This is a genomic window from Phocaeicola vulgatus ATCC 8482 (assembly GCF_000012825.1).
GTDB lineage: Bacteria > Bacteroidota > Bacteroidia > Bacteroidales > Bacteroidaceae > Phocaeicola > Phocaeicola vulgatus.
Genome location: NC_009614.1, coordinates 1381244 through 1407174, shown reverse-complemented (window position 1 = coordinate 1407174; position 25931 = coordinate 1381244). Strand labels below are relative to the sequence as shown.

General features: G+C 42.1%; 14 protein-coding genes and 1 pseudogene. 5 read left to right on the top strand and 10 right to left on the bottom strand.

What is annotated here, in order from left to right; genetic code table 11:
- Positions 1-68 precede the first annotated feature (68 nt).
- The 3 genes from BVU_RS05345 to BVU_RS05335 form a co-directional block, all read right to left on the bottom strand.
- Positions 69-578, bottom strand: a complete 510-nt coding sequence (locus BVU_RS05345; protein WP_005844266.1) for an RNA polymerase sigma-70 factor — start codon at positions 576-578, stop codon at positions 69-71.
- Positions 579-823: 245 nt separating this feature from the next.
- Complete coding sequence (locus BVU_RS05340; RefSeq protein WP_005844268.1) at positions 824-2527, bottom strand: SusD/RagB family nutrient-binding outer membrane lipoprotein; 1704 nt, start codon at positions 2525-2527, stop codon at positions 824-826.
- Complete coding sequence (locus tag BVU_RS05335) at positions 2527-5565, bottom strand: SusC/RagA family TonB-linked outer membrane protein (protein ID WP_011965024.1); 3039 nt, start codon at positions 5563-5565, stop codon at positions 2527-2529. The genes BVU_RS05340 and BVU_RS05335 overlap by 1 nt, the downstream gene beginning before the upstream one ends.
- 320 nt (positions 5566-5885) lie before the next feature.
- Here BVU_RS05335 and BVU_RS05330 point away from each other — a divergent pair, with 320 nt between their 5' ends.
- Positions 5886-6431, top strand: coding sequence for an RNA polymerase sigma-70 factor (locus BVU_RS05330; protein WP_005844272.1), 546 nt, complete (start codon positions 5886-5888; stop codon positions 6429-6431).
- On the opposite strand, the gene purN is transcribed toward BVU_RS05330, so the two are convergent.
- Positions 6403-6981: a phosphoribosylglycinamide formyltransferase gene (purN, locus tag BVU_RS05325; protein ID WP_005850133.1), complete on the bottom strand. Its 579-nt coding sequence runs from the start codon at positions 6979-6981 to the stop codon at positions 6403-6405. The genes BVU_RS05330 and purN overlap by 29 nt on opposite strands.
- A 152-nt stretch (positions 6982-7133) precedes the next feature.
- On the opposite strand from purN, the gene BVU_RS05320 reads away from it, so the two are divergent.
- Genes BVU_RS05320 through rnc form a run of 3 tightly spaced genes read left to right on the top strand, consistent with a single transcriptional unit; the run spans position 7134 to position 9583 of the window.
- Entirely contained in the window at positions 7134-7370 is a 237-nt protein-coding gene (locus BVU_RS05320; RefSeq protein ID WP_005844276.1) for an acyl carrier protein, read from the top strand.
- An 18-nt stretch (positions 7371-7388) separates the two neighbouring features.
- Positions 7389-8654, top strand: coding sequence for a beta-ketoacyl-ACP synthase II (fabF, locus tag BVU_RS05315; RefSeq protein WP_005850136.1), 1266 nt, complete (start codon positions 7389-7391; stop codon positions 8652-8654).
- 2 nt (positions 8655-8656) lie between these two features.
- On the top strand, positions 8657-9583 hold the full coding sequence (gene rnc / locus BVU_RS05310; RefSeq protein WP_005850138.1) for a ribonuclease III: 927 nt from the start codon (positions 8657-8659) through the stop codon (positions 9581-9583).
- A 144-nt stretch (positions 9584-9727) separates the two neighbouring features.
- On the opposite strand, the gene BVU_RS05305 is transcribed toward rnc, so the two are convergent.
- The 6 genes from BVU_RS05305 to BVU_RS05280 all read right to left on the bottom strand — a co-directional run bounded on the left by BVU_RS05305 (position 9728) and on the right by BVU_RS05280 (position 21672).
- A complete protein-coding gene (locus BVU_RS05305) occupies positions 9728-11281 on the bottom strand; it encodes a sulfatase (RefSeq protein ID WP_005850140.1) in 1554 nt (517 codons plus the stop codon).
- An 18-nt stretch (positions 11282-11299) separates the two neighbouring features.
- Positions 11300-13375 carry a Sip1-related alpha-galactosidase gene (locus tag BVU_RS05300; protein ID WP_011965023.1) on the bottom strand — a complete coding sequence of 692 codons (2076 nt, stop codon included), beginning with the start codon at positions 13373-13375 and terminating at the stop codon, positions 11300-11302.
- Positions 13376-13381: 6 nt separating this feature from the next.
- Positions 13382-14767 carry an alpha-L-fucosidase gene (locus BVU_RS05295; protein WP_011965022.1) on the bottom strand — a complete coding sequence of 462 codons (1386 nt, stop codon included), beginning with the start codon at positions 14765-14767 and terminating at the stop codon, positions 13382-13384.
- A 3-nt stretch (positions 14768-14770) separates the two neighbouring features.
- Complete coding sequence (locus BVU_RS05290) at positions 14771-16207, bottom strand: sulfatase-like hydrolase/transferase (RefSeq protein ID WP_011965021.1); 1437 nt, start codon at positions 16205-16207, stop codon at positions 14771-14773.
- 236 nt (positions 16208-16443) lie between these two features.
- Positions 16444-18492, bottom strand: a complete 2049-nt coding sequence (locus BVU_RS05285) for a RagB/SusD family nutrient uptake outer membrane protein (protein WP_011965020.1) — start codon at positions 18490-18492, stop codon at positions 16444-16446.
- Positions 18493-18504: 12 nt separating this feature from the next.
- Positions 18505-21672 (bottom strand): SusC/RagA family TonB-linked outer membrane protein, encoded by a 3168-nt coding sequence (locus tag BVU_RS05280; protein ID WP_011965019.1) that lies wholly within the window; start codon positions 21670-21672, stop codon positions 18505-18507.
- A 184-nt stretch (positions 21673-21856) separates the two neighbouring features.
- On the opposite strand from BVU_RS05280, the pseudogene BVU_RS05275 reads away from it, so the two are divergent.
- Positions 21857-25931: pseudogene (locus BVU_RS05275) on the top strand (two-component regulator propeller domain-containing protein).

Sequence of the window (25931 nt, the reverse complement as noted above, 5' to 3'; positions counted from 1 at the left end):
CGATCTTCTTTCTTTTTATTGTTAAGACAGGGAAAAGACAAAATCCCCCTATTCGCTTGCCGATTTTTTTATCCGAAGAAAAAAGTATATATTTTAATGGCTGTTTCTCGTAATGTTTTCAGTGCCTTACTGATTTGATGTTCGACAGTTTTTATAGAAATACCCAGTTCGGTGGCAATTTCCTGATAAGTAAGGCCGTCACGTTTGGAAAGCAGAAAGATCTTTTTCCGTTCGGTAGGAAGGTGGTCGATGGCTGTCCATAAACGCGCGTCACGTTCTGACCGGATGATGCGTTCTTCTTCTGTTAAATCTTCCAAGTCTGTCAGTTCGGTTGTTTCACAGTGTGTTTGTCGGTTGGTTATCAGTGTGAGTGAGCGGTTACGTACAGTTTGGTACATATAAGCTTTCAGGTTTTGAATAGATGTGCCTCCGACAAGCTTCTCCCATACATCAGAGAAGGCTTGTTGGACGATGTCTTCTGCGTCATCCAGATTTTCAGTATAGCGCAGGGCATACATATTCAGCGGACGGTAAAGACAGCGAAATTGGTATTCAAATTCCTTGGGTGATAATTGCATCCTGTGTTTTATTCTTTTTTGGAAAGCAAACTTACGGCTTTTCTTTTATTTGCCAAGCAACAAGAGATGAAAAAGTCTTTAATTTCATTTAGTAATGATAACAATTCGGGTGCGGGAGGTTATTGTATCGGCTTTTCGGAGGTAGTCATAAAATAGGGCAAACCTCACGGTCTACCCTATCCGAAACTTTAATATGGAATACCTATTGAAACAAAAATCACAGTCTTTACCTTAAAATATTGCCTTTAAAAGTTTCCTTTATCAGCATTATCCCACCAAAGATGTGTACCGCCTTTGTCGCCGGAAATACCGAATTTGCTGGAATTTTCTTCGTCCAGAAGCTTGATTCCGCCTTCTACTCCCTTAGCGTTGGCATCATAAGCCTGGCTGCTATAAATTACGCGGCGCACACCTTCTTCTGTGTTTACGGCTCCATTACTTTCATTGACGAATGCAGGGAAGAAGCGTGGATAGCCGGTGCGGCGTTGTTCTGCCCAGCCTTCGGTGGATAGAGGGAATAGGGCGAGCCATTTTTGGGTGATGATTCTTTCCAGCTTTTCTTCGTTGCTTGCGCTCTCATCCCATTTTACACTTAATTTATTTACAGCCGGAGTGCTTAATTCGGCTTTGATGGGATCTGTATAGTCTATTTGGGTGCTTGTTCCGTTGATGTAGGCATCTACTGCTCCTTCCGGATATTCTTTGATTCCGGCATAAGCCCCCCGATAAGCTAATTCATTAGTCATGGAAACACGGATTCCATTTTCATATAGGTTCTTTACACTTTCACTGCCAATATCCCATCTTAATTTTGCTTCAGCCAGTAGGAAATAGGCTTCCGCTGCTTTCATGATGGGCAGTGGCATGGAATAAGAGGAACCGTTGTTTCCTTGAATCCAACCGGAGAAGTTACCCCAACTGTTTGGTTTGGCAGGCAGGCCACTGGCAAAACGGATACCCAGGTATTGACTATTGGCAGCTACTGTGGTAGTACCGGCTTCGTTTTTGATATCTCCGGTATTCAGGGTCATATATAACGGTTGGCGCGGATCTTTGGTTCCACTCATAATAGTTACCAGATTGGCATTGAACCCACAATCACCCCAATTGAACATCAGCCACATTTCATTCTCAAGACTTTTATCGATCAGAATATCCTTGTTGACTGTTGCCAAAGTGTTTTGGGCAGCCTCGGTAGCGATTGCCTTAAGGTTCATTCCGGCGTTGCCGGCTTCGGTTTCCCGTTTGGACAGGCGTAACGCCATGCGTAGTTTCATCGTATTGGCTATTTTTACCCATAGGTCTTTGTCGCCGTTGCACCAACAGTCAAAGGATTTCAATTTGGCTATTTCATCTGCTCCCATGGCACTGATGTCAGTAATGGCTGTACTCAGATCTTCAAGCATGGCTTTATACAGGTCTTTCTGGCTGTCGAACTCGAAATACACTTCGTTTTCTCCCGATAGGATGGAGCTGTAAGGTATCGGTCCGTAGGCATCTGTGGTCATCAATGTTCCGTAAGCCTGTACGATACGCATCACGCCTGACAGGCCTCTTTCACCACTGGCGTCACATTGTGCGATGATGCGGCGGGTGTTATTGAAAATATGGAGATAATAGTTTTCGTACATACCACCGCTATGTCCCCGGTTCTCTCCCATATCACCGTTGGTGAAGTTACCGTTGGGAGTCATAAAATAACCTCCATAAAGGTCAATAGTCAGGTTGGTCCAAAACTGGAACATATTTTGCTGAGGAGGATAACAGTAGGTCATCGGTTCGGTACATTGTGCGGCAAAAGGAAGGTCTGCCGGATCTACCTGTATGTTACTGGTATTCAATTTCTCGAAGTCGTCTGTACAGGAAGAAAAGATGTTTCCTGTAGTCATGGGGATTGCCATTAAGAAGGCGTATGTTAATATCTTATTCCGTTTCATAGTTTCAAGCATTAGAAGTTAAGTTTTAAATTAAGACCAAAGCTGCGTGAGGTAGGCAGTGCAAACATATCTACACCTTGTATTCCATTACCTGTACCTGCCGATACATCCGGATCCATCGGGGCGTCTTTATGGAAGAAAAACAGGTTGCGGCCGATGATGGCTGCTGTCAGGTTCTTGCCTGCACCCAGCAAGTTACGGAAGGTATAACCGAAAGTCACTTCACGAAGACGTATATTGGTAGCATCATAAACATAGTTCTCCACAGCGTATGGACTGTTGAAGTTGTTGTTACCGGTGGTACGATAGTACTTGTCGGCATCAAATTTTACTCCGTCCACTGTAATACCGCCGGCATCACGGGCTTCACCTGAACGTTTCGATACGCCCCATCCGTCCAAGGCGGCTTCGGTCATACTAATCACTTTTCCACCGAATTTAGCATCAATCAGGAACGATAGTGAGAAGTCTTTGTAGCGGAATGTGTTTGTCCATCCCATATTTACTTTGGCATTCATATTGCCTGCGTATTCCAGTTCGTCCATAGAATCACCACTTACGATAGGCTCTCCTTTTTCGTTTTGCAAGGGTTTGCCGTTCTCATCACGCATCAGATGACGTACATACAGATCTCCGTAGTGGCCGCCTTCTTTCAATATAACTTTTGCACCTCCGAAATCGGTCAATGTCAGTCCGTTGGGAAGGTCATCTACCAATTCTTTGATTTTATTATCATTATAAGAGAAGTTCAGGTTGGTACTCCAGCTGAAGTTGTCAGTGAACTGCTCGTACCATCCGATATTGAATTCAAAGCCTTTGTTTTCTACATTACCGGCGTTTACATAACGGTTTCTCAAGCCTGATTCGTAAGGAGCCGCAACGGAGAAGAACTGATTTTTAGTGTTGGTTTTATAATAAGTCAGGTTGATATTCAGTCGGTTCTGTAAGAATGTACCGTCAAAACCAATTTCTAAAGAATGGGTTTTTTCCGGCTTCAATGTTCTGAATGGAGCTTTGTCGGGGGGAGTGATGGCACCTTGAGAACCTAGAGAATAGAGTAGATTACTCATGAATACAGGTACGTCATTACCTACGATAGAATAGCTTGCACGGAATTTGAACAAATCAATGTTCTTACCCATATCTACAAATTTGTTCAGCAGGACACTACCGCCAAAAGAGGGATAAAAGAATGAACAGCTTTCTGTGAAAGCCAATGCCGAAGACCAGTCATTACGTGCTGATATATCAAGGAATATGCCTTCACGGTAACCGAGTTGTGCGGTGGCGAATACTGAGTTCAGCCGTTTTTGGGTCATCCAGTTGTCATCTTTGCCCACGGTGGACATATTGCCATAATAGTTGTTCGGAGTAAAGATGTTCGGATAAAAAATGTTTCCGGAACCGGGCTGTGAGAACTGGGAACCCTCGCCCCATAGGTCTACATGAGAGGTTTTGGTTTTTGTAAAACTGGAAGCGGTAGCGGATAGAGAAAAATCATTGAATGTATGGTTGTAGCTTACTAAAACATCGCCATAAAGTTGGTCGCTGAAATAGCGGTTGTCTTTCATGCGTCCCATCGGATAAAGGTTTCCTACGCTGGATGCGTAAGCATTGTGTACCCAGTGTTCTTCTCCTCTTTCGTAACGCATACGTCCTTGGATATTCAGATCCGGAGTAATGTTCCATTTGATGCTTCCGCCGAATTCATAGCGGTTACGGTCGGTGATAGGGGTCTGTCTGTTCAACATCCAATATGGATTACCGAATTGCTGTTGTTGTGTATTTGTCCAGTTTTGGACATAGCAGCCTCTTGCGGGATCATATACCTCGAAGTTCTCTTTATAGCCATTCCAGTCTTCTCCTCTAGGGAAGAGATAAACACCGGTCAGCGGATTCCATAAGTAACCGGCAGCTGCCTGATTGGTGATGTGCTGGTTGGTAAACTTGGCCGTGAAATCAATATGAATGTCTTTCAGAATATTGAAACCTACTTTTGAATTCAAATTGTGGCTTCGGTAGTCATTCTGGGGAGTGATGCCTTGTGAATAGACATTGGCATAGGAAAAATAAGATTGGATATTTTCATTGCCTCCGCTTAAGGAGATGGAGTTATTCGTTGTAAATCCGGTACGGAAGAATTTTTTTGCATAGTTTGGAGCTTTGCTGCTTAGTTTCTCACCCCAGCTGAAAGTACCGTTGTCGCTCATTCCATAAGTAGTCTGGAATTCGGGTAGCACCATTGGGCTCTCCATCGTGGTGTTGCTGGATACATTAACGGAAACTTTACCCGACTGTGCTGATTTGGTGGTAATCATAATGGCGCCATTGGCTGCTACCGCACCATAAAGCGCTGCTGCCGATGCACCTTTCAGCAAAGTGATTTGGGCGATGTCGTCCGGATTGATTGTAGACATGGCGTCACCACCGTCTCGCTGGCCTCCGTAGTTGCTGTCTACTTGTGAGTTGGTGATATTCATCATGACAGGAACTCCGTCTACTACTACTAACGGTTGGTTGTTACCGCTGATGGACTTATTGCCACGGAACAGAATCTTGGAAGAACCGCCGGCTCCGGTTGAGTTCGGTGTGATCATCATACCGGCACTTTTACCTTGCAGGGAGTTAATCATATTGACGCTCTTGATGTCATTAACGTCTTTACCTCCTACTGTTTGCGCAGAATAGGTCAGTGTTTCGGATTGGCGTTTAATACCCATTGCCGTTACTACGACTTCACCCAGTGTTTCTGTATCCGATGCCATTTTTACGTTGATTACTGTACGTCCGTTTACAGGTTCCTCTATGGTTTTCATACTTAAATAGGAGAATACCAGAATGTCTTTGTCACCGGCTTGCAGGGTATACTTTCCGTCGAGGTCAGTCACTGTTCCGATAGTTGTACCTTTAATTAATACGTTTGCGCCGATCAGAGGTTCGTTAGCGTCTTTATCTATTACAGTACCGCTGACTGTATGCGTTTGTGCATACAATGCTGTTACAAACACTCCCAATAGGAATGTCAGGAAAAAAGTAAAAATTCGTCTCATAAGGTTAGATTTTGAGGTTCGTTCTTTATTAGATTTTTGTTTTCAGATTAAATAATAGGTTTGTTGATAATTGGGCATGTTTACCCAATAGGTTTGATTTGATAGTTTTTCGCATAGGCATTCAGTTTAAGGTTAACTTATCAAGGTTTATTTATTAAGGTTTCTGTTAATCTCTCTTTAAGTCGGTCAACATTATTAATACAAATATCATAACCGGGTTACTAAACAAAAACTTATATTTTTTGTATTTTATCTCATTCTTGTTTTCTTATTTTGAAATAAATACTTATGTTTGTGTAACCTTAAATTAAAAATGACCTATGAACCTTAATGATAACCGCTTAATTATTAAAACCTTGAAGTCGGGAGATCAAAAAGTATTTTCCCTGGTTTATGCTTCTTATTACAAGCCGCTATGTTTGTTTTGTTCCTCGTATGTTTCTCTTGAAGAGGCTGAAGAGATAGTGCAGGATTTGATGATGTATGTGTGGGAAAAACGTGAGTTGCTGGTAGAGGACTTGTCGCTGAAATCTTTCTTATTTACCAGTGTCAGGAACAGGGCTTTGAATTCAATCACCCGTTCCCATATTACCCGTCAGGTATATGAAGAATATCAGAGCCAACAGTTGAAATCTCTGCCGGCATTGGATTCTTGTTATGGCACGGAGTTGTTTAATACCTATATGGAAGCCCTTCATTCTCTTCCTAAAGAACTGCAAAGAGTATATGTTATGAGTCGGTATAAACAACTGACCCATAAAGAAATTGCTGACAAGCTGGAGGTGTCGGTGCAGACTGTCAATTATCGGATAGGCAAAGCTCTTCAGTTTTTTCGTATTAGATTGAAAGATTTTTGCCTAGAATAGTCGCTTCAATCACCCGAGGGAAATATTCGTATTCCAACTGGTGCACCCGTATTGCCAATGTATCTGGCGTGTCAGTGGGCAATACCGGACAGGTGGCTTGGAAAATGGTATTTCCTTCATCATATCGTTCATTTATATAATGGATGGTGATGCCGCTTTCCTTTTCATGGGAAGCTATGACAGCTTGGTGCACGCGGGAACCGTACATACCTTTACCACCGAACTTGGGAAGGAGGGCCGGATGAATATTTACTATTTTATTCGGATAATCATGCAAAATGGCATCAGGTACTTTCAAGAGGAAGCCTGCCAGTACAATAAAGTCAATATGATATTGGTGCAGTATTTCCAGTGCTTTCCCGTCGGCAAAGTCTTGGGCTGTGAGGATAAGTGACGGAACACTCAGTCTTTCAGCTCGCTTGAGTACACCGGCCTGTGCTTTGTTGACGATAACCAATGCTACTTCAGCTGTTCTTTTCTCTAAAAAATACCGAATAATTCTTTCAGCATTCGTGCCTTCTCCTGAAGCTAAAATTGCGATTTTCTTCATGATGTTCTCTATTTTGGTGCACATAAAACAAAAAAATGTGCAAAATTCTGCATTTATTTGCCTGAATATTTGCTCAGCCCAAGAAATATTTATTCCTTTGCAACCGCAAAGAAAATAAAATAATTCAATTTATTAACTAAAAAATTAAAGTTATGTCTGAAATTGCATCAAGAGTAAAAGCTATTATCGTTGATAAATTAGGTGTAGAAGAATCAGAAGTTACAACAGAAGCAAGCTTCACTAACGATCTGGGCGCAGATTCACTGGATACTGTAGAGCTGATTATGGAATTCGAAAAAGAATTCGGTATTTCTATTCCTGATGATCAGGCTGAGAAAATTGGTACAGTAGGTGACGCCGTTTCTTATATCGAAGCTAACGCTAAGTAATTATCCTTATTTTATAATATGGAATTAAAAAGAGTAGTAGTAACAGGTCTTGGTGCTCTTACTCCTGTAGGTAACAATGTTGCAGAAACATGGGAAAACCTGGTGAAGGGGGTAAGCGGGGCAGGACCTATTACTCATTTCGATGCGTCTAAATTCAAGACTCATTTTGCATGCGAAGTGAAGAATTTCAATGGAACTGATTACATTGACCGTAAAGAACTTCGCAAAATGGATCTGTATACACAGTATGCCATTGCAGCTGCTAAAGAAGCGGTGGAGGATTCTGGAATGGACCTCGAAAAAGAAGATTTGAATAGAATAGGTGTAATTTACGGTGTAGGTATCGGAGGTATTCATACTTTTGAAGAGGAAGTAGCTAATTATACACTGAATAAAGATACTGTCGGACCGAAATTCAACCCATTCTTCATCCCCAAAATGATAGCTGATATTGCATCGGGACAGATCTCTATCATGTATGGTTTCCACGGTCCTAACTTCACAACAACTTCTGCTTGTGCATCTTCATCAAATGCTATTGCCGATGCATTTAACTATATCCGTTTGGGTAAAGCAAATGTAATTGTGGCAGGTGGTGCGGAAGCTGCTATTTTTGAAGCCGGTTTGGGCGGTTTTAACGCTATGCATGCTTTGTCTACCCGTAATGATGATCCGGAACGTGCATCCCGCCCGTTTAGTGCAAGCCGTGATGGCTTTGTGATGGGTGAAGGCGCAGGCTGTCTGATTTTGGAAGAATTGGAACATGCAAAAGCACGTGGTGCCAAGATTTATGCGGAACTTGCCGGTGTAGGCGCTTCTGCCGACGCTTATCACTTGACAGCTTCTCATCCGGAAGGATTGGGCGCTAAACTGGTGATGTTGAACGCATTGGAAGATGCGGAATTGAAACCGGAAGATATTGATTATATCAATGTACATGGAACTTCAACTCCTGTAGGTGATGTTTCAGAAGTGAAAGCTATCAAGGATGTATTTGGAGATCACGCTTATAAACTGAATATCAGCTCTACTAAGTCTATGACAGGACACTTGTTGGGTGCTGCCGGTGCGGTAGAAGCTATTGCCAGCGTATTGGCTGTGAAGAATGACATTGTTCCGCCCACTATCAACCATGAGGAAGGTGATAATGATGAAAACATTGATTATAACTTGAACTTCACGTTCAACGAAGCTCAGAAACGTACAGTAAACGCTGCATTGAGCAATACCTTCGGTTTTGGTGGACATAATGCATGTGTAATCGTAAAAAAATATGCTGAATAATCGTGTTTAGCAATATAAAGGATAGGATAAGACTTCTTTTTCGTAAGGATAGGGAGTCTTATCTTCGTTTTTATAAGATGCTTGGATTCTATCCCAAAGACATTAGCATCTACGAACAGGCTTTGCTTCACAAATCTTTATCAGTGAAGTCTGAAAAGGGGCGTTTGCTTAATAATGAGCGTTTGGAATTCTTGGGGGATGCTATTCTGGATGCTGTGGTGGCAGATATTGTTTACAAAAGGTTTGAAGGAAAGCGTGAGGGTTTTCTCACGAATACCCGCTCTAAAATAGTGCAGCGTGAAACATTGAATCGTTTGGCTATAGAGATTGGTTTGGATAAGCTGATCAAGTATACGGCCCGCCAGTCTTCTCATAACAGCTATATGTGCGGCAATGCATTCGAAGCATTGGTAGGTGCTATTTATCTAGACAGGGGATATCGTGCCTGTAAATATTTCATGGAGCATCGTATTATTGGGCCTTATATAAATTTGGAGAAGATTTCCCGTAAGGAGGTAAACTTTAAATCCAAGTTGATAGAATGGAGCCAGAAAAATCGTTTTGAGGTTACCTTTGAGCTGATAACCCAATCACACGATCAGGGATATAATCCGACTTTCGAGAGTGAAGTTCTGGTGGAAGGTATTTCGGGAGGAAAAGGAACCGGTTATTCTAAAAAAGAGTCTCAGCAAATGGCTGCGCGTGTGGCTTTGGGAAAAATAAAGAATGATTCCGGCTTTATTGAATGTATTTTTGCGGCTAAGACTGCCCGTGAGTTGCCTCAGGAGGAGGTAACGGTTTCTGATAGTAAGCCTTCAGACAGTGGGGCCGTTACTCCGGATCTTTCTTTGGAGGAGATTAAGAAAACGGATGTGGTCGAGCAGATAATCAGTGAAGCGGAAGAAAAGGCTTTTAAGGAAAACGCTTAGCGGATTTTATCGATATTGTTTATAATTTATTAATTGGCTATTCCGGTGGTTTTGGGTATGTCCGGCAGGAATACATAATACATTGGAATATGCCCGATTACATCAAGAAAATGTAGTCGGGCATATTTCATATACTGACGGGAATTAGATTTCATCAGGCCATGGGCAGGGTTTTCCTGTGGCTTTGAATGTGGGACGTTGTCCTCCTGTTGCTCGCAAATAGTTCCCTAATTCCTTGGAGAGCCGTTTTACGATGCCGGGATGTTGCTTTGCTACATCATTTTTTTCACTGATATCATTTGGTATGTTGAAAAGTTCTTTTTTACCGGTTTCATAATAATAGACCAGTTTCCATTCGTCTTTGCGGATAGAGCAGTCCAGATTGATGCCTGGTCCGTCATTACCCCAGATATTAGGGAAATTCCATACCAGTGCGCGTCCTTTGGACGGGTCTCCTGTACCTTTCAGCAGGGGCATAAAGCTGATACCGTCTATAGGGTTGACTGTCTTATAGTTTGTGATACCCGCCATTTCAAGTATGGTAGGATAAAAATCTTCAATTATAAGATATTTGTCACAACGAGTATTCGGGGTGACTACTCCGGGCCAGCTTACAATCATTGGTTCGCGTATTCCTCCTTCATATAAGGAGCCTTTGCCACTATTGAGAGGAGCGTTTTGAGTGTGAATTTGTCCGTCGCGCCATCCGGGTTCGGCAGCTAGCCCTCCGTTGTCACTCATAAAAATAATAACGGTATTGTCTGCTTCATCATTTTTTTCCAACCAGTTCATCAAATCCCCCAGACTTTTATCCATTCCTTCAATTAAGGATGCATATGCGGCTTCTTTGTCACTAAGTCCTTTTTTAATATACTTGGGGAAGAAGCGCATATCTTTGTCAACAGGAACGTGGATGGCATAATGTGCCATATATAGATAAAAAGGTTGATTGTACTTTTTTGCTTTGTCCAATGCTTTGATGGCTTCTTGTGTCAGGGCTTCTGTTGCAAATATACCTGTTCCCCAATAATCTTCCAAGCCGGGGATGGCCATTAGTGAATAGGGCTTTCCATCGCGGGTGTGCCCGTAGTTCTGTTCGCTCAGATAAGTAGCCAGACCACCGGCGGCATGTCCGGCTATATTTACTTCAAACCCCCAATGGGTAGGGTTCTCTCCCGGTGTGTCAATAGAACCGAAATGAGCTTTTCCGCAGTGGATGGTATGATAACCGTTCTGTCTGAGTAACTCAACGAAAGAAGTGCCGACAAAGGTATTGGGCGTTCCTGTTACTTGGCTGACTCCGTTGTAGTTCCAGTCTGGCAATTCTATTGTATTGCTTGGTCTGTCGGTAGCTTTGTTTTTTTCAAGTGTCCAGTTTGTTACACGATGTCGGGTGTTGTTAGCACCCGTTATCAGACTGCAACGGGTAGCGGAACTGATATTGCAGGCGTATGCTTGTGTGAACATCATCCCTTTCTTGGCCAGACGTTCCATATTGGGAGTTTCGTAGGCTTCATTATAATGTGTTTTCTGTGTCCAGAAAGGTAAGGATGTATCTTGCCAACCCATGTCGTCCACCATAAATAAGATGATATTGGGACGTTGTTGGGTTGTTTCTGAAGACATTTTTTCTTTTGCTTGCGTCGAGATTCCTGTTAAGGAAGCGAGAGCGAAAGATACAAGTAGTTTTTTATTCATATCGGCTAGTTTTATAAGTTATTTTTCGATTACAATTTTTTGGGGGGTATCTATGGAAATACTTCTCAGTTCTTGCTTGCCGGAATTTTCTATCCATACTTTTAGTGTACCTGTACATAGTACGTTCAGCACCAAGCGGTTCTCTGTTAAAGAGATAGTTTGGACGGTGGCCGGGGACAGATACTTTTCCTGTATGCCAATGACTGCCCATCCTTTCCGTATGGGGCAGAGATGAAACAGTTTGTCTGTAAATCCGATAAGTTCGAATGTACTGCTGTCTGATAGTTCTTCTGCCTTTTGTGATTCCCAATTATAAAGCAGCACGCGTTCTTCGGGGGTGGCAGACATTTTCTCAAAACTGTTCCGAAGAGAATAATCTTCTTTTTTTATAGTGGCCTGGACTTGCTGATGTCGGGGGGAAACATTCAGGTTGTAACAGATTAATGTCATTGCTCCGTTGCCTGAGGGAGCTGCTACTCGATATGCTTTTCCACTCCATAATGGATTGGTCAGTATAGATTCAGGCATAGGTACGGCAGGAGCTTCGGGGCGGAACAGTTTGCCTTGTTTGTCAATTAAAGGAAAGATGTTTTCCTTGATAAAGTCCCCGGGGGCGTCCGACAGGTAGACCGGACCTCCGGAAATGGCCTTGGAACGTGCCATCAAAGTGCCGCAAACGGTATCGCAGGAATGAAACATATCATGGTCGGGCCATACGGTTTGTCCTAGTAGCAGGGTATTGGTATAAGACTGGAATAGATGTGATTTTGCCATATCCTCATCATATTTCTTATAGTCTATGCTGACACGGGTGCTGTTGCTGTATGACGTATGGTCGGTATTGATGATGTTCTGTGCCATACAGTTCATTAATCCCATATTTTGCCGGTGGATCTCGGCTTCCAGGCTTCGGTTACAGTCGGTTGCCTGGCGGATACTTTCATGCCCTCCCATGTAGAGTGGCAGCGTAAAAGCTTGGTTATCTACTTTCAGAAAATCGAATCCTTGTTCTTTTAAGGTGCTGACGTAGTAGCGATAGAAGGAACGGATGCGGGTGCTGTCCGTTCCTGGCAGAAGGCTGCCGGCGTGTGGGTATAGGGCTTGTCGGATGACTTGTGGAAATCCGTTTTCGGGGGATAATCCCATCCAGTATCCCGAAAGGCTGTACCACAGTCCGATCCATTTGATTTTATTTTCTTTTTTGTATGACATGATTTTTTTCCATCCCGACGGGAAACGTTGTTTATCCGGTATGAAACCGGTCAGTTGCCTGTTCTTGTGGGCGAGATGACCGTCGTCAATCAGTACATACCGGATAGGAATGCCAGATGCCTCTATCGTTTTCATATCGTTTATTACCTTGGATTCGTTTATATCATCATGATAATGTTCCCATGTACACCAACCGAGATAGCGGAAAGCTTCGAAATATTCCTTGGCTGTACGGCTTTTTAAGTCGGCGGTTTCCGTATTTTTCATCAGCGCTTGATAGGCTTGCCGAATGGTTGAATAAATATCTTTTCCTTGTCGGATGAGTAGAAGAGGGACTTCCGGTTTCAGATAGTCTTTTCCTAAGGTGGATACATATAGGGTGACAGAGCCGTTATCGTTTACTTGCAGCCAGCTTAAACTGTTACGGCCGGCAACAGCTTTGGCAAACAAGTATTCTCCGTTTGTCAGTTCCAGCAGTAATGCATCTCCCAACGTAGATGGGGCTGCATTGGAAGGTATTCCCGGATAGCGGGTGTCGGTTAATTCTTTTAAATCGTTGAACACCCAAGGTAGGAGCCGGTTGGTATTGTTGGGCCATTCAAAATCTCCCGGACGGGAGTCTCGGCTGAAGAAAATACCTCGGACGTACCCGGGTAACCGTACCGGACAGGCAATAGTCTGGGTTTGTCCGGGTATGGATTTCTTATAGGGTATGGGAGAAGAAATGGAAGTTAAATCAATCGTATCTGTCATTGACAAAGCGTTTGTGTTCTTGAATGACTTTCCTTTTTCATATGTGTAATCTGTTTGCCCGAAGGATTTCGGACAAACAAATACATTGCAAATCAGGATACAAATGAATATTGCTTTATATTCTCTCATGATTTTTTATTTGAGGGTTACGTTATAGGCACTGAAATGTCTGATTTCGGGTACGGCAACGGATTGGGTTACGGTGAGGCGCAAGGCGGTGGTTTCTACCGGTTCGAAGTGCGCAATGCGTTTGTGTCCCACAGACTCGCCGGAGCATACTGTCTGCCATTTTCCGTTGACTTTCGCTTCTATCTTGTATTGGCGTATTCTTTCGCCTTTGGCAATGTCTTCTTGGATGATGCAGTAGTTGACCGGTTGTTTTTCATTCAGATTCAGCGTAAGCCGTTGCTTCCGGCCTTGGGTTTCCGCCAATGGTGTACCAAAGCGCCGGTTTATTTCTTCTCCCCATTCTTTTAAACGCTGTTCGTCACCTGCCGGCAATAACCCATCGGGATCTGGGGTCAGCCCGATGATTAACGTAGCGTTGCGACCCACTGATTTTTCGTACATATCCATCAACGTTGTCAATGGATAGATATTATTCTCGTCATCGGGTTCCCAAAACCATTCGTGGCGGCCGTTGGCACCACGCAGGGGGCTGTCTGCCATAGCCGGTACCCAGTATTTTCCTTCGGGGTCACCTTGTTTTAATAAGGCTATTTGGTCTTTTTGGCTTTCAATACGTTTATGATGTGAACAGGGGGCCGGGAAAGTGGACCAGCAGGGGTATCCCACTGTGCCGGTTTCTGAACCTCCCCAGCGGAAATCAGCACGGTCTATGTTGTGGTAGAACAGGCAGTCTGGCTGGTATTTATTGACGATGGGTTCCACATCAGGACCGTCACCTCGTGGGTCATCGGCTCCGCCATCAAACCAAATCATATATAAATCTCCATAGCGGGTGCAAAGTTCTTCCACCATTTTCTCGCAGAAGCGTTTATACCACGCCTGTCGGTTGGCGGCAAATTCTCCGTCACCGGCTACCTTGAAATTATGGATACCCAGAAGTGAATTCCACCGGATGCCTACATAGATGCCCGGCTGGATACCATACTTACGGCAGGAGTTGACAAAGTCGCGGACAATGTCTCCTTTGCCGTCACGCCATTTTACAGCTTTCAGGCAGTATGGGTTTACGTCACTTTGCCACAATCCGAAGCCGGTTTCATGCGTGGCTGTGAGTACGGCGAATTTGCAGCCTGCGGCTTTGGCTGCCTGAATCCATTGGTCAGTATCCAGTTGGGTAGGATTAAATATATTATAATCTTCAATGGGGCTGATACGGTTATTGCCTTGTCCGTAGCGGATGCCGTCGAATACGTGGAGGTCATAATGAAATACGGCTCCCATTTCCGCTTCATGCCATTTCAATTGATGCGGTTTGGGTACAATGATTTCCGGTTGTGCAACACTCAGTACACAGTTCATAAGGAAGAGAAGGAATGTATATAGTATCTTCATGGGTTATAAATAATTTAAAAATGGATCTTCTGTTTTTTGCAGCCATGTTTTTAATTGGCTTTTCAGTCGGTTTACCAGTTTGGGATGCTGCATAGCTATATTATTCATTTGATAAGGGTCTGATCTCCTGTCGAATAGAATAATCTTATCTACCTTTCCATCGGTTGCATGGATAGTAAACGTATGTGTGTCGGTGCGTAATCCCCGGTAGCCTGTTGTCGGATTGGATGACTGTATGTAATAATAGGGTTGGACAATGCGGTTGTTTTCTTTTCCGCAGAGGAGAACGGAAGCGAGGTCGAATGTTTGTACTTCTTCCGGTATTTGTTGCTGAAAGCCCATGATGGAAAGCAGGGTCGGATACAAGTCGGCAAAAGCTATCATGGTTGTTCGGTCGGTTTTCGGCTTTATTTTTTCCGGCCATGAGATAAGGACGGGAATTCGCATGGATTCCTCATAAAAGATATCTTTTCCGGCTTGTTCATGAGCCCCCATGCAGATGCCGTGGTCAGAAGTGAATACTACAATAGTATTTTTAAATAAACCCAAGCGTTTCAATTCGTTGATTATCCGACCTATATTTTCATCGACTCCGGTCATGCAGGCATAGTAATTGCGGATATTGTTTCGGAAATAGTCGCCCATTTCAGTGCCTTTGGCGGGAATGTCGGGACGGTTGGTACATAATGCCTCTACATTCAGGTTTTTATACATCTCCTTGTATCGGTCGGGCACCAACTCGTAACCGGTGTGTGGAGGGTTCATGGATACGACTAAGGCAAATGGCTGCGTTTTATCTATATGTCCGTTGAGGTACTCAATCGCTTTGTCGGCTTCATACTCCGGTCCCCATTGATTGACATAATAAAAACTGTCCCGGGGAGCGTCAGTGTCCCAGTACATGGGTTTTAAATGGTAGTCGTAAGTGCCATAAGCGGTCCAATAGTCAAAACCGTGCCGGCGTTCTTTTGGACACCATTCGTTCCAAGCAACTGCACCATGGTTGTTGTAAGTATCTATGTACGGTTCATAAGGAGCATCCAGATGCCATTTGCCGATATATCCTGTTTGGTATCCATTGGCTTTAAGTATATCACTCCAGCAGCGTGCATCTTGTGGAAGTTCTACTCCATAAGGAGCGTTGGCAGAATTGCAATTGCCTGTTACTTTGTTCTTATGCGGATACATGCCTGTCATCAACATGCCTCGTGCCGGTGAAGATACGGGATAGCTGCTGACAGCATTGGTGAAATTCACTCCTTCACGGGCCAGTTGGTCCAGGCAAGGTGTTTTGACAGGTTCTTTTCCGAGACAACCTAAAGCATCTCCTCTCCATTGATCTGCCATGATGAAGACCAGGTTAGGTTTTTCTTGAGCTTGAATCTGGAATACTGGACACAAAGGGAATGCCAGCAAGAATATATTAAGTCTTTTCTTCATAATCTGCAAAGGGTTAATAGAGGTTTCATCATTCCTGACTGATTGTGTTTTATTGTGTAATTGTCAAAAACTTAATTTAAAAAGCTCTTATTTTAAGCGTTGATAAATAGCATCAGCAAAACTTCATCATTAAAACAAAGATATTCATATAATGTGAATATGTTATGGGAAGGTAGGAAAACTTTTCGGAAAATTTCCTTTTCCTTCCCATAAATGCTTGTTATTGTTTTGAAAACTTATTCACCTTCAGGTAAAGTTCCATCATTTCTGCTCCATCCGGGATTCTGATAAATGGTAGAACTTTCATATTCGTTAGAACCCGGAACAGCGGTAGTCAGGCGGAATTGCTTGTTACTAATAGGATACAGATATTTGCTTGTATTCCAATTTAGTCCACTGAAACCAATATTAGCAGCATTTTTACGATAAGGTAATAAATATTTTCCTTCTGCATATGGGTCGGATTTTGCTGAAATATTGGCTGTCTTGTCTGTTACGCCATATTCTAAAAGTGTTATTTTGGCAATTGGGGTTGCAGCATCTTCGGCTTGAGGATTTGTGTACAGCTGATACATGCTATCCCAAAAATTAAATCCTTGCACATGCACATCTTTTACTTGATCCAAAGCACGCCAACGTTTTAAGTCTGCCATACGGAACCCTTCTGATACCAATTCGATACGTCGTTCACGACGGATATTGTACAGAGTTGTATTAATTTGTTGACCGGCAGAATAACTTCCCCAATCTTGCTTTTCTTTACTGATGTCTGTATTGTTTATGGTCTTTTGATAGTCTGTACTCATACCGGCACGTGTACGAAGAGCTTTCCAGTATTTATCGCAGTTGCCACCTAGATTTCCGTTTAATTCGTAATAAGCTTCTATATAATTCAGGTAGGCCTCTGCTGCACGGAAGATGGGACATCCTGTATAGGACTCTTTTGTTGATTGCATATCTCCGGATGTGTTCAATCCTTTGCGCAGACAATATCCGGTCGGATTACTATTTTCTTTTTGGGCCTCGAAAATTTCAGGGCGGTAAAAGTAGCCATATCCATCACTCTTCTTTATCCAAGTAGCGAAATTGGGATCGTCGGATAACAGATCTCCGGTTTTTAAAATCGTCTGTCCCATGCGTCCGTCTCTGTCGGTAAAGATATGTTCGTATGTATCGTCTCCTTGATAACTGGTACTGGCATAAATAGGTAGGCCGTCAGCCATCAGATAAGAATCTACCATGGAGCGCGTATAACCTGTGTTACCTCCGCCATTGCGTTGTAAATAGCTTACGACAAAGTGGAAAGAAGTGGCATCTGAGTTGACACTATATTTACGCCATAATAAAATTTCATCTATTCCGCTTAAATCAATAGAATTAAATAGTGCGGCATAATTGTTGTGCAAGCTATGTCCTTGAGCTACGATATCAGCTGCTTCTATTGCTTGCTGTAGGAAATATTTAATTTCAGCATCGATATCAAAGCTGAAATCTTTTAAATAATCCATTGAAGCACCAGGCCATCCGGGACCACCGGGAACAAATGCGCTTCCTTTATGATATTTTTCCCATGTTGCTTCAAATAGGGCTGTACGGCTTTTTACTAATGCAGCGCAGTCTTTGTTTAATCGGTTACTTACGGGAGCGTTGGGGAGCATATATTCATAGGCTTTATCTAAATCAGATAAGATAAAGCGTGCAACTTCATTCCGTGGACGCCGTTTGGAAGCTTCACGTATGGCATCGTAATCATCCGGTAATATTTCAGTCAGAATGGGGAAATCACCCAAATTCTGCAATGCTGTGAGATAAATATAGGCACGGAAGAAATATACTTCGCCAATATAGTGTCTGATATTGGCATCATTACCGGATATTTCTCCGTTTTCATAGCGTTCGGTTACAGTTTGGATAAAATAATTGGTCGCACGTATCTTACGGAAATATTTATGCCATAAGTCGTCATCGCCGACATGGTATTGTCCTTTTACGAAGAGTTTGCTTGGTGAGTCGGCAGTCTGATTGTCGGTTCCATTATCTTTTTGGAACAGACCTAAATTATAAGTAGCAGAACCATGGGATGGGAGAATATTGCCATATTCTCCATTATTTTCGTTTTCACTGTCATTGTAAAATTTAGCAGCGTAAGCAGCCAGGTCTGTTTCAGAATAAAGATAAACATTAGTGCTGACGGAAGTGATAGGTTCACAATCCAGATAGTCATTGCATGAAGTCGTAAGAGTACTTGCAGCGGCTATGAATGTATATAATAGAATCTTTTTCATATGTTTTGTTATTTAGAATGTTGCATTTAGTCCAAAAGATATAGTTGTTTGCAGTGGATAAGTTTTGCCGGAGTTTCCATCAGAATAATTTGAATAAGTTGTCTCTGGGTCAAAACCGCTAGGTAGACTGGTGATAGTCAATACATTCTCGGCACTGACATATACACGTAATTTCTGCATATGTAGTTTGTTGATGATTTGTGTCGGGAAAGTATACCCTAGTTGGATATTTTTTAAACGGGCATAGGCACCGTTTTGCAAGTAACGCGTTTGTACTTTTTGATTCATATCTTTGCTCATATACATTTTGGGAAAATAAGCATTGGTATTGGGACCAAATACAGAAGTTGTATTTTCTGGGCGATAATAATCCAAATGCTCTTTTAAGCCGGTTGATTGCCATTCTCCTCCTGAGATTCCCCAAAACATGGGACCATCCAGCCATAAATCGCGTTTTGCGACTCCTTGCCAGAACATACTAAAGTCGATACCTTTCCATTCAACTCCTAAATCTAAGCCAAATCTGAAACGTGGGGTGGAGTTACCAATAATTTTGCGGTCTCCCGGATCGTCTACTGTATTAGCTCCTTCGTTGATTACTTTATCTCCATTAAGGTCTTCGAACATAATATCACCTTCTCCCCAGCCTGAGCCCCATGAAGGCTTGTTATCTTTTGTCCATTCGTCCATTTCCGATTGGCTTTTAGCTATTCCATGAGTTACATATCCCCAAATGGCTCCTAATTCCTGATCTTTATAATAGGTGCTGAGTGATTTGGATTTGTTGGGATACTTGTCGACAAATGAGCGGGAATCTGCCATGTTGAAGCCTATATTATAATTAACTTGTCCTATTCTGTCACGCCAACTGGCGGCTACTTCCCATCCTTTGGTGCGTAAGTCTGTGTTATTGCTTGCCGGCATACCGATGCCATAGATAGAAGCAACTTCAGAAGCCGGACCGACCATATCCAATGTCTTACGGATAAAATAATCGAAATTTACGTTAAGTCGATTTCTGAACATTCCTAAATCAAAACCAATATTTAAGGATTGTACTGTTTCCCAAGTCAATGAACTGCTAATTGTTCCGGGCATACCGGCAACTGTTGGTTTAGAGTCTCCCATTAGCCAGCTTCCTCCATTGGTCTTGACTGTTTGCAATAAATACATGGGATAATAAGAATTCGTATTTTGATTACCTAGTGTACCCCAGGATACACGAGGCTTTAATTGGTTGATAATATTTTCATCTACCGGGAAAAAATCTTCGGCCGCCATATTCCAGCCTAAAGAAAACGAACCGAACAGTCCCCAACGGTCTTTTCGGAGGAAACGAGAAGAACCGTCATAGCGCAAGTTACCGGCAATAAAATATTTATTAGAGTAATCATAGTTAATACGTCCAAAGAACCCCGTTGTAGCCCAAGTGTAAGCACTGGCTTCATTTATTTTATCTTCGCCTGTTGCAGTGCCGATTTCGGGTACTGATTCGGTAATGAGATCCATACGTTTCACAGAAAGATAACGGTTGTTGTATTTTTCTGTATTGACTCCTGCCATTACTTTGAATTGATGTTCATCGAATGAAAAAGAATAATCACTATATAAGCTGGTTGTTAAATGATTGGCTTTAGTCCAATATTGCATGGCTCCGGTTTGTCCTACTGCATATTCTCCACCATATGCCAGCTCTAATGCTTCTCCGGCTACATTGTGTTCGTATACTTTATTCAGATTCTGTCTTTGTACTTGGTCAATCAAGCGTAACCCTACGTTTGCATATATATTCCAGTTTTTCAAAGGATGAAAAACAAGTTGTCCTTGCAGATAAACGTTATTATTACTGGTAATGGAACGGCTTCCATTCGTAAGTTGTCCCAATTTTCCGTTGCGCATATAGTGACCGTTAGGATCTTTAAACGGCATTGTAGGCCATAGGCGTGCCACATCATGATAGAATAAGCCATTCATGTCGCTGTAAAGAGGGTTGTCTAATTTGGTATAAACATATTTAGTATTGACTTCTATATCCAACCATTTAAAAGGCTGTGCATTAAATTTTGCATTGGTTGAAATACGTTCATAGGAATCATTTCCGTAACGCAGGTTGCCGTCTTGATCCAGATAGTTGGCTGATACATAATATTGGCTTTTATCACTGCCTCCGTTGATATTCAGGTTATGCTCTTGAGACCATGCCCATTTGTAGTGGGTTTTGTACCAGTTTACATTGTCATTGGCTTTTTCATGGAATTGCCAGTTACCATTTGCATTGGCAATAGTGCTGGTTGTAATTTCACCATTCATGTATTGCTGGATACGTTCCATGGTATCTTCATCAAAAATAGCTTTTCCTCCTCCGTTAATACTACCTTCGTTAAAATAATTAGCGAATTGATAGGAATTCATTAAATCCGGCAAATGGTTAGGACCGGCATAACGGGCATTTCCGGAATAAGAGATACTGGCTTTTCCTGCTTTACCTTTTTTAGTAGTAATCAAAATCACGCCGAATGCTGCGCGTGAACCATAAATAGAACTGGCGGCTGCATCTTTTAATACGGAGATAGACTCTACATCATCCGGATTCAGATTGTTCATATTGCCTTCTATACCGTCAATTAAAACTAACGTAGCAGCTTTAGAACCTGTAGAAATCGTACCTGTTCCACGAATGTTTACGTTCATTGTTTGTCCTAATTGTCCTCCTAATCCTCCAACAGATAAATTTAAACCGGGAACAGTACCTTGTAATGATTGGCCTAAGTTACTGACGGGGCGGGAATCTAGTACTTTAGTATCTACTGTAGCTACAGCGTCTGTCAGATTAGCTTTTCTTTGTGTACCAAAACCGACTACGACAACCTCATCCAACGTTTGTGTGTCTTCAGACATTTGGATGTTATACGAAGATTGGTTTTCATTGACTTTAATTTCTTGTGTGATGTATCCGATGAAAGAGATAACCAACACATTTTCTTTTGAAACTTGTAATGTGAAATTTCCATCAAGGTCTGTCACCGTTCCATTGGTTGTCCCTTTGACAATGACACTGGCACCGATAATAGGCTCTTTGAGCTTTTTATCCGTGATTACACCGGTGATGCTGAATTGCTGTGCGTACAGGAATGTACAGCTACAAAGCAATATCAAAAATAGAATTGAGATTTTTTTCATGCTTCTCTATTTTTTAATTAGACATTAGGTTAATACATTGCAAATGTATGTTAATCAGTGAAGTGGCTTAATACACGTTCATTTCATTCAGCATGCATGTTTAATGCATCTCTATATTTTTTCGTGAATCTTTGTTGCTATCTCTTTTTTATTTTATTCCTTTGCTATAGGTAATGAATTAAATATGAACCTTAAAATCTTATCACTGGTTATAATTGGAGTATGTATATTACTGCCGGATGTGTGTTATGCTTTTTTAGAAAAAGACGTGCATCTGCTCAATATGCAAAACGGATTGGCCGACAATACCGTATCTGCTGTTTATAAGGATAAAGAAGGTTTCGTTTGGTTTGGAACCCGAAACGGACTGAGTCGTTATGACGGCAGGCAGATTACGAATTTTGAACAAAGTAATAGTTATCCTAGTATCTCAAACTTAAAGGAGGTTTTTGACGGGGTGCTGGCATTTGTGGATAATGGTGTCTTTTCTGCATTTGATTTGAAAAAAGAGCGGTTTTTGTCTGTGGTTTCTTCCTCGGAAAAAAGGATTCCATCTTGGGGGATGTTGCAGAAGAACGATTCGTTGGTTTGGGTGATTTCCGGGAGTGAGCTGCATTTAATGAAGCGGTGCGCATCAAAAGAGGGTGAGCTTCGACTTCGGGTTCAAGAAAAATATACAGGCTGGGATAATCAGGATAATCTTTTGGTTGCCATCACTTATTCTTCGGATAAAAAAAGTATCTGCCTGATTGATGAAAAAGGTAGAATTATCTTGTTGGATGCGACAAACCTGAATTCCTTTCGGGTGATTGACTTGGGGCGTACCGGTAGCCTGTCTGTAAATTCTGTTTTGTATGATGATGGTCGGATATGGATTTCTACAATTGCTCATGGGGTTATTTATTATAATGAACGAACCGGGAAAATTAAGCAGTTGACTTATCATGTGGCTCCGGTATCCGACAGACTTTCTCATACAGATGTTTTCAGCGTTATCAAATTAAATGAGAATAAATATCTGGCCGTAACGTGGAATGGATATACGGTGATGACAATAGATAAAAATAATCAGGACGAGATATTGACGGAAGTTTATAGTAACACTTCTTCTTTGATGTACCGCAATCTTGAAACGAGGATGATTGCGGCTTATTACGATTCACATGGTATTCTGTGGATAGGTACGGATGGTGGAGGAGTTATCTGGTCGGATTTGCGTATGCAGTTTTATAATTGTTTTTATCAGGACAGGCATAATGAGATTTGTTCTATTGTAGCGGATGACGATCATTATCTTTGGTTGGCAACATACCATAAAGGAATTATGCGGAGCCGGACAGCGTTTGATACTTCGGAAAAAATAGACTTCTTTCAAGTGGGAGATCAAGATGTGAAAAAACGACAGACAGTGTTGTGCAGTCTGAAAGATGAGAAAGGAAATTTATGGTTTGGAAATTTAGATGGTTCATTGACCTGTTATTGTAAAAAAGAACGCTCATTCAAGATATTGCGATTGATCACGGAAGATGGTGGCCTTAACAAATCATCTGTCTGGGCCCTATTTCTTGATAGCAAAGGTCGTTTTTGGATTGGTACACATAAAGGACTTTGGTTATTCGACCGTGAAACGAACAGGGGTAAGAAGATACATTTTAAAGTATCCGGATTACAGAACTTGTCTCCTCTTTATATTCGTGCTATGGCTGAAACCGATGATCATACGCTTTGGCTGGGCACTGCGAATTATGGTATATGTAAAGTGATAAATGAAAATGAATTGCAGACCGGCTATGAAAAGAAGTACGGTATGGCTGAGAATTCCGTGCGTTCATTATTAGCTTCGTCCGATGGCAATCTGTATGTCGGATACATGACCGGTCTGGCAGTTTTCTCTCCCGGACAGGATGCGATAACTCATGTATATACTACCCGGGATGGATTGTGCAGTAACTTTATTGGTTGCATGACTGAGGATGCGGACGGGCAAATCTGGTTGGGCTCTAATTCAGGTATTTCCCGTTATAGCCGTCATCAGCATTTGTTTTATAATTATTACATTGCGGGCAGTAACCGTTCTGTCCTGCATTGGGAGGATGTCCTGTTTTGGGGAAATAATAAAAATCTTACTTATTTTAACCCCGATGACATTAAAGCGTTTACCACTTCCGAATCTGTCGTGATTACCGGATTGGAGGTAAATAATAAACCTGTAGAGATAGGAAGAGAGGTCAATGGGCAGACCATTCTTTCACAAAGTATTTTCTATACGCCTTTTGTCCGGTTGAATCATGCGAATCGTGACTTTGCGCTGACGTTCAATAACCTTTCTTATTCTGAAAGCCAGCAGAAGTATAGTTACAGGCTTCGTCCTTATCAGCCTGATTGGCTTGTGGCCAACGGAGGGGAAAAAGTTTCGTATGCTAACCTTCCTGCCGGGGAATATGTTTTTGAGGTGAAAAATATTTATCCGGATGAAAGAGACAGTAAAATAACCTCGTTGAGAGTAGAGATTTTGCCTCATTGGAGTGAAACTTTCTTTTTCCGCTTCTGTATGATGGTGCTGGGAGGAATAATAGTTTATATGGTTATGCAGCGTATTAAATTACGGCAAAAGAGGTTGGAGCACGAGTTGCGCTTGGAACATGAGATATTTGCTGCTACTGTAGAGCGTGACAAGGAGAAGCAGATTCGGATGGAACGCGAGAATTTCTTTACGAATGCAGCTCACGAGTTGCGTACACCTTTAACTTTAATCTTATCTCCCCTGCAGGAATTGTTAGGAACCGTCCGCCCTTCAGACACCGTCTATACTAAACTGGCTGCCATGTATCGCAATGGAACCTCTTTGCAGACATTGGTCGATCATTTGCTTTATGTGCAGAAGATTGAAGCAGGTATGATTAAACTCCGGATTTCGAAAGTCGATATAGTGGTATTGGCAAAGCAGATAACCGATCCTTTTCATGAACTGGCAGAAACAGAAGGGATTAACTTTACGGTTGAATCGCTGAATGAGCCACTTTTGCTATGGATAGACGTGGAAAAAATAAGTTCGGCTATCCGTAATTTATTATCTAATGCGTTTAAGTATACATCTCCGAATGGAAAGGTGATTTTTAAGATGAACCGTATCGAGATAGATGGATATTCATTTTGCAGTATAATCATATCGGATACAGGTAAAGGAATACCGGAAGAGTTACGGGGGAGGATTTTTGAATCATTTATTACCGGAGAAAATACACCTTTGTTTTCTAATAAGGTAGGTATAGGCTTGCGTATTGTTAAAAATTACGATGGATCTTCATCATGGCACGGTGAATTTGGACAGTACTCTCGGAAAGGGTAGCACTTTCACATTATTGATTCCTGAGGGAAATGCACATTTTGCAGAGGACCGGTATGAGATTGTTGGTGCTCCGGAGATGGAGGAATATGCTCTTCCGTTACCGGTAATGCAGGCGGAAGGGCAGGAAGACAAGCCTTCGAATAAAAAAACATCTCTTCTTGTTATTGAGGACAATGAGGAAATCCGGCATTATGTCTGTTCTTTATTCTGTAAAGATTATGCCGTATATGAGGCGGCAAACGGTGAAGAGGGGGTTGATGTGGCAATGAGTAAAATTCCGGATTTGATTATTTCTGATATAATGATGCCTGTAAAAGATGGGTTTACCTGTTGCCGGGAATTGCGTGAGCAGCCTCGGACAGCACATATCCCTATTTTGATGCTGACGGCAAAGGCTGAGGATGCGGATGTGTTGCAGGCTTCAAAAATAGGTGTGGATGATTATATGATGAAACCCTTCAATCCGGAGGTATTGAAGGCAAAAGTCCGGAACCTGATACTCCAGCGGGAACGCCTAAAGAGGATATATACAAAGACGTTGATGTTGAAGCAGCAGGAAAGTGAACCGGAAACGGATGGGAATAATGCTCCGGATGATTTTATACAGCAAATTATTCATGTCATAGAAGCTAATCTGGCGAATGAGAACTTTAATGTAAAAATGTTGGCGGAGCAATTGAATATGAGTCAGCCTACCCTTTATAGAAAAATAAAGCAACGTAGCGAACTGGCTGCTATTGATATGATTCGGAGTGTACGGATGAGCAAGGCTGCCTCCCTTATTATGGAGAACAGGTATTCCATTCAGGAAATAGCCGAAATGGTAGGATATAGTGATACACGTACGCTCCGAAAGCATTTTACCGAGCAATTCGGAGTGTCTCCATCCAAGTATATGGAAAAGGATTGA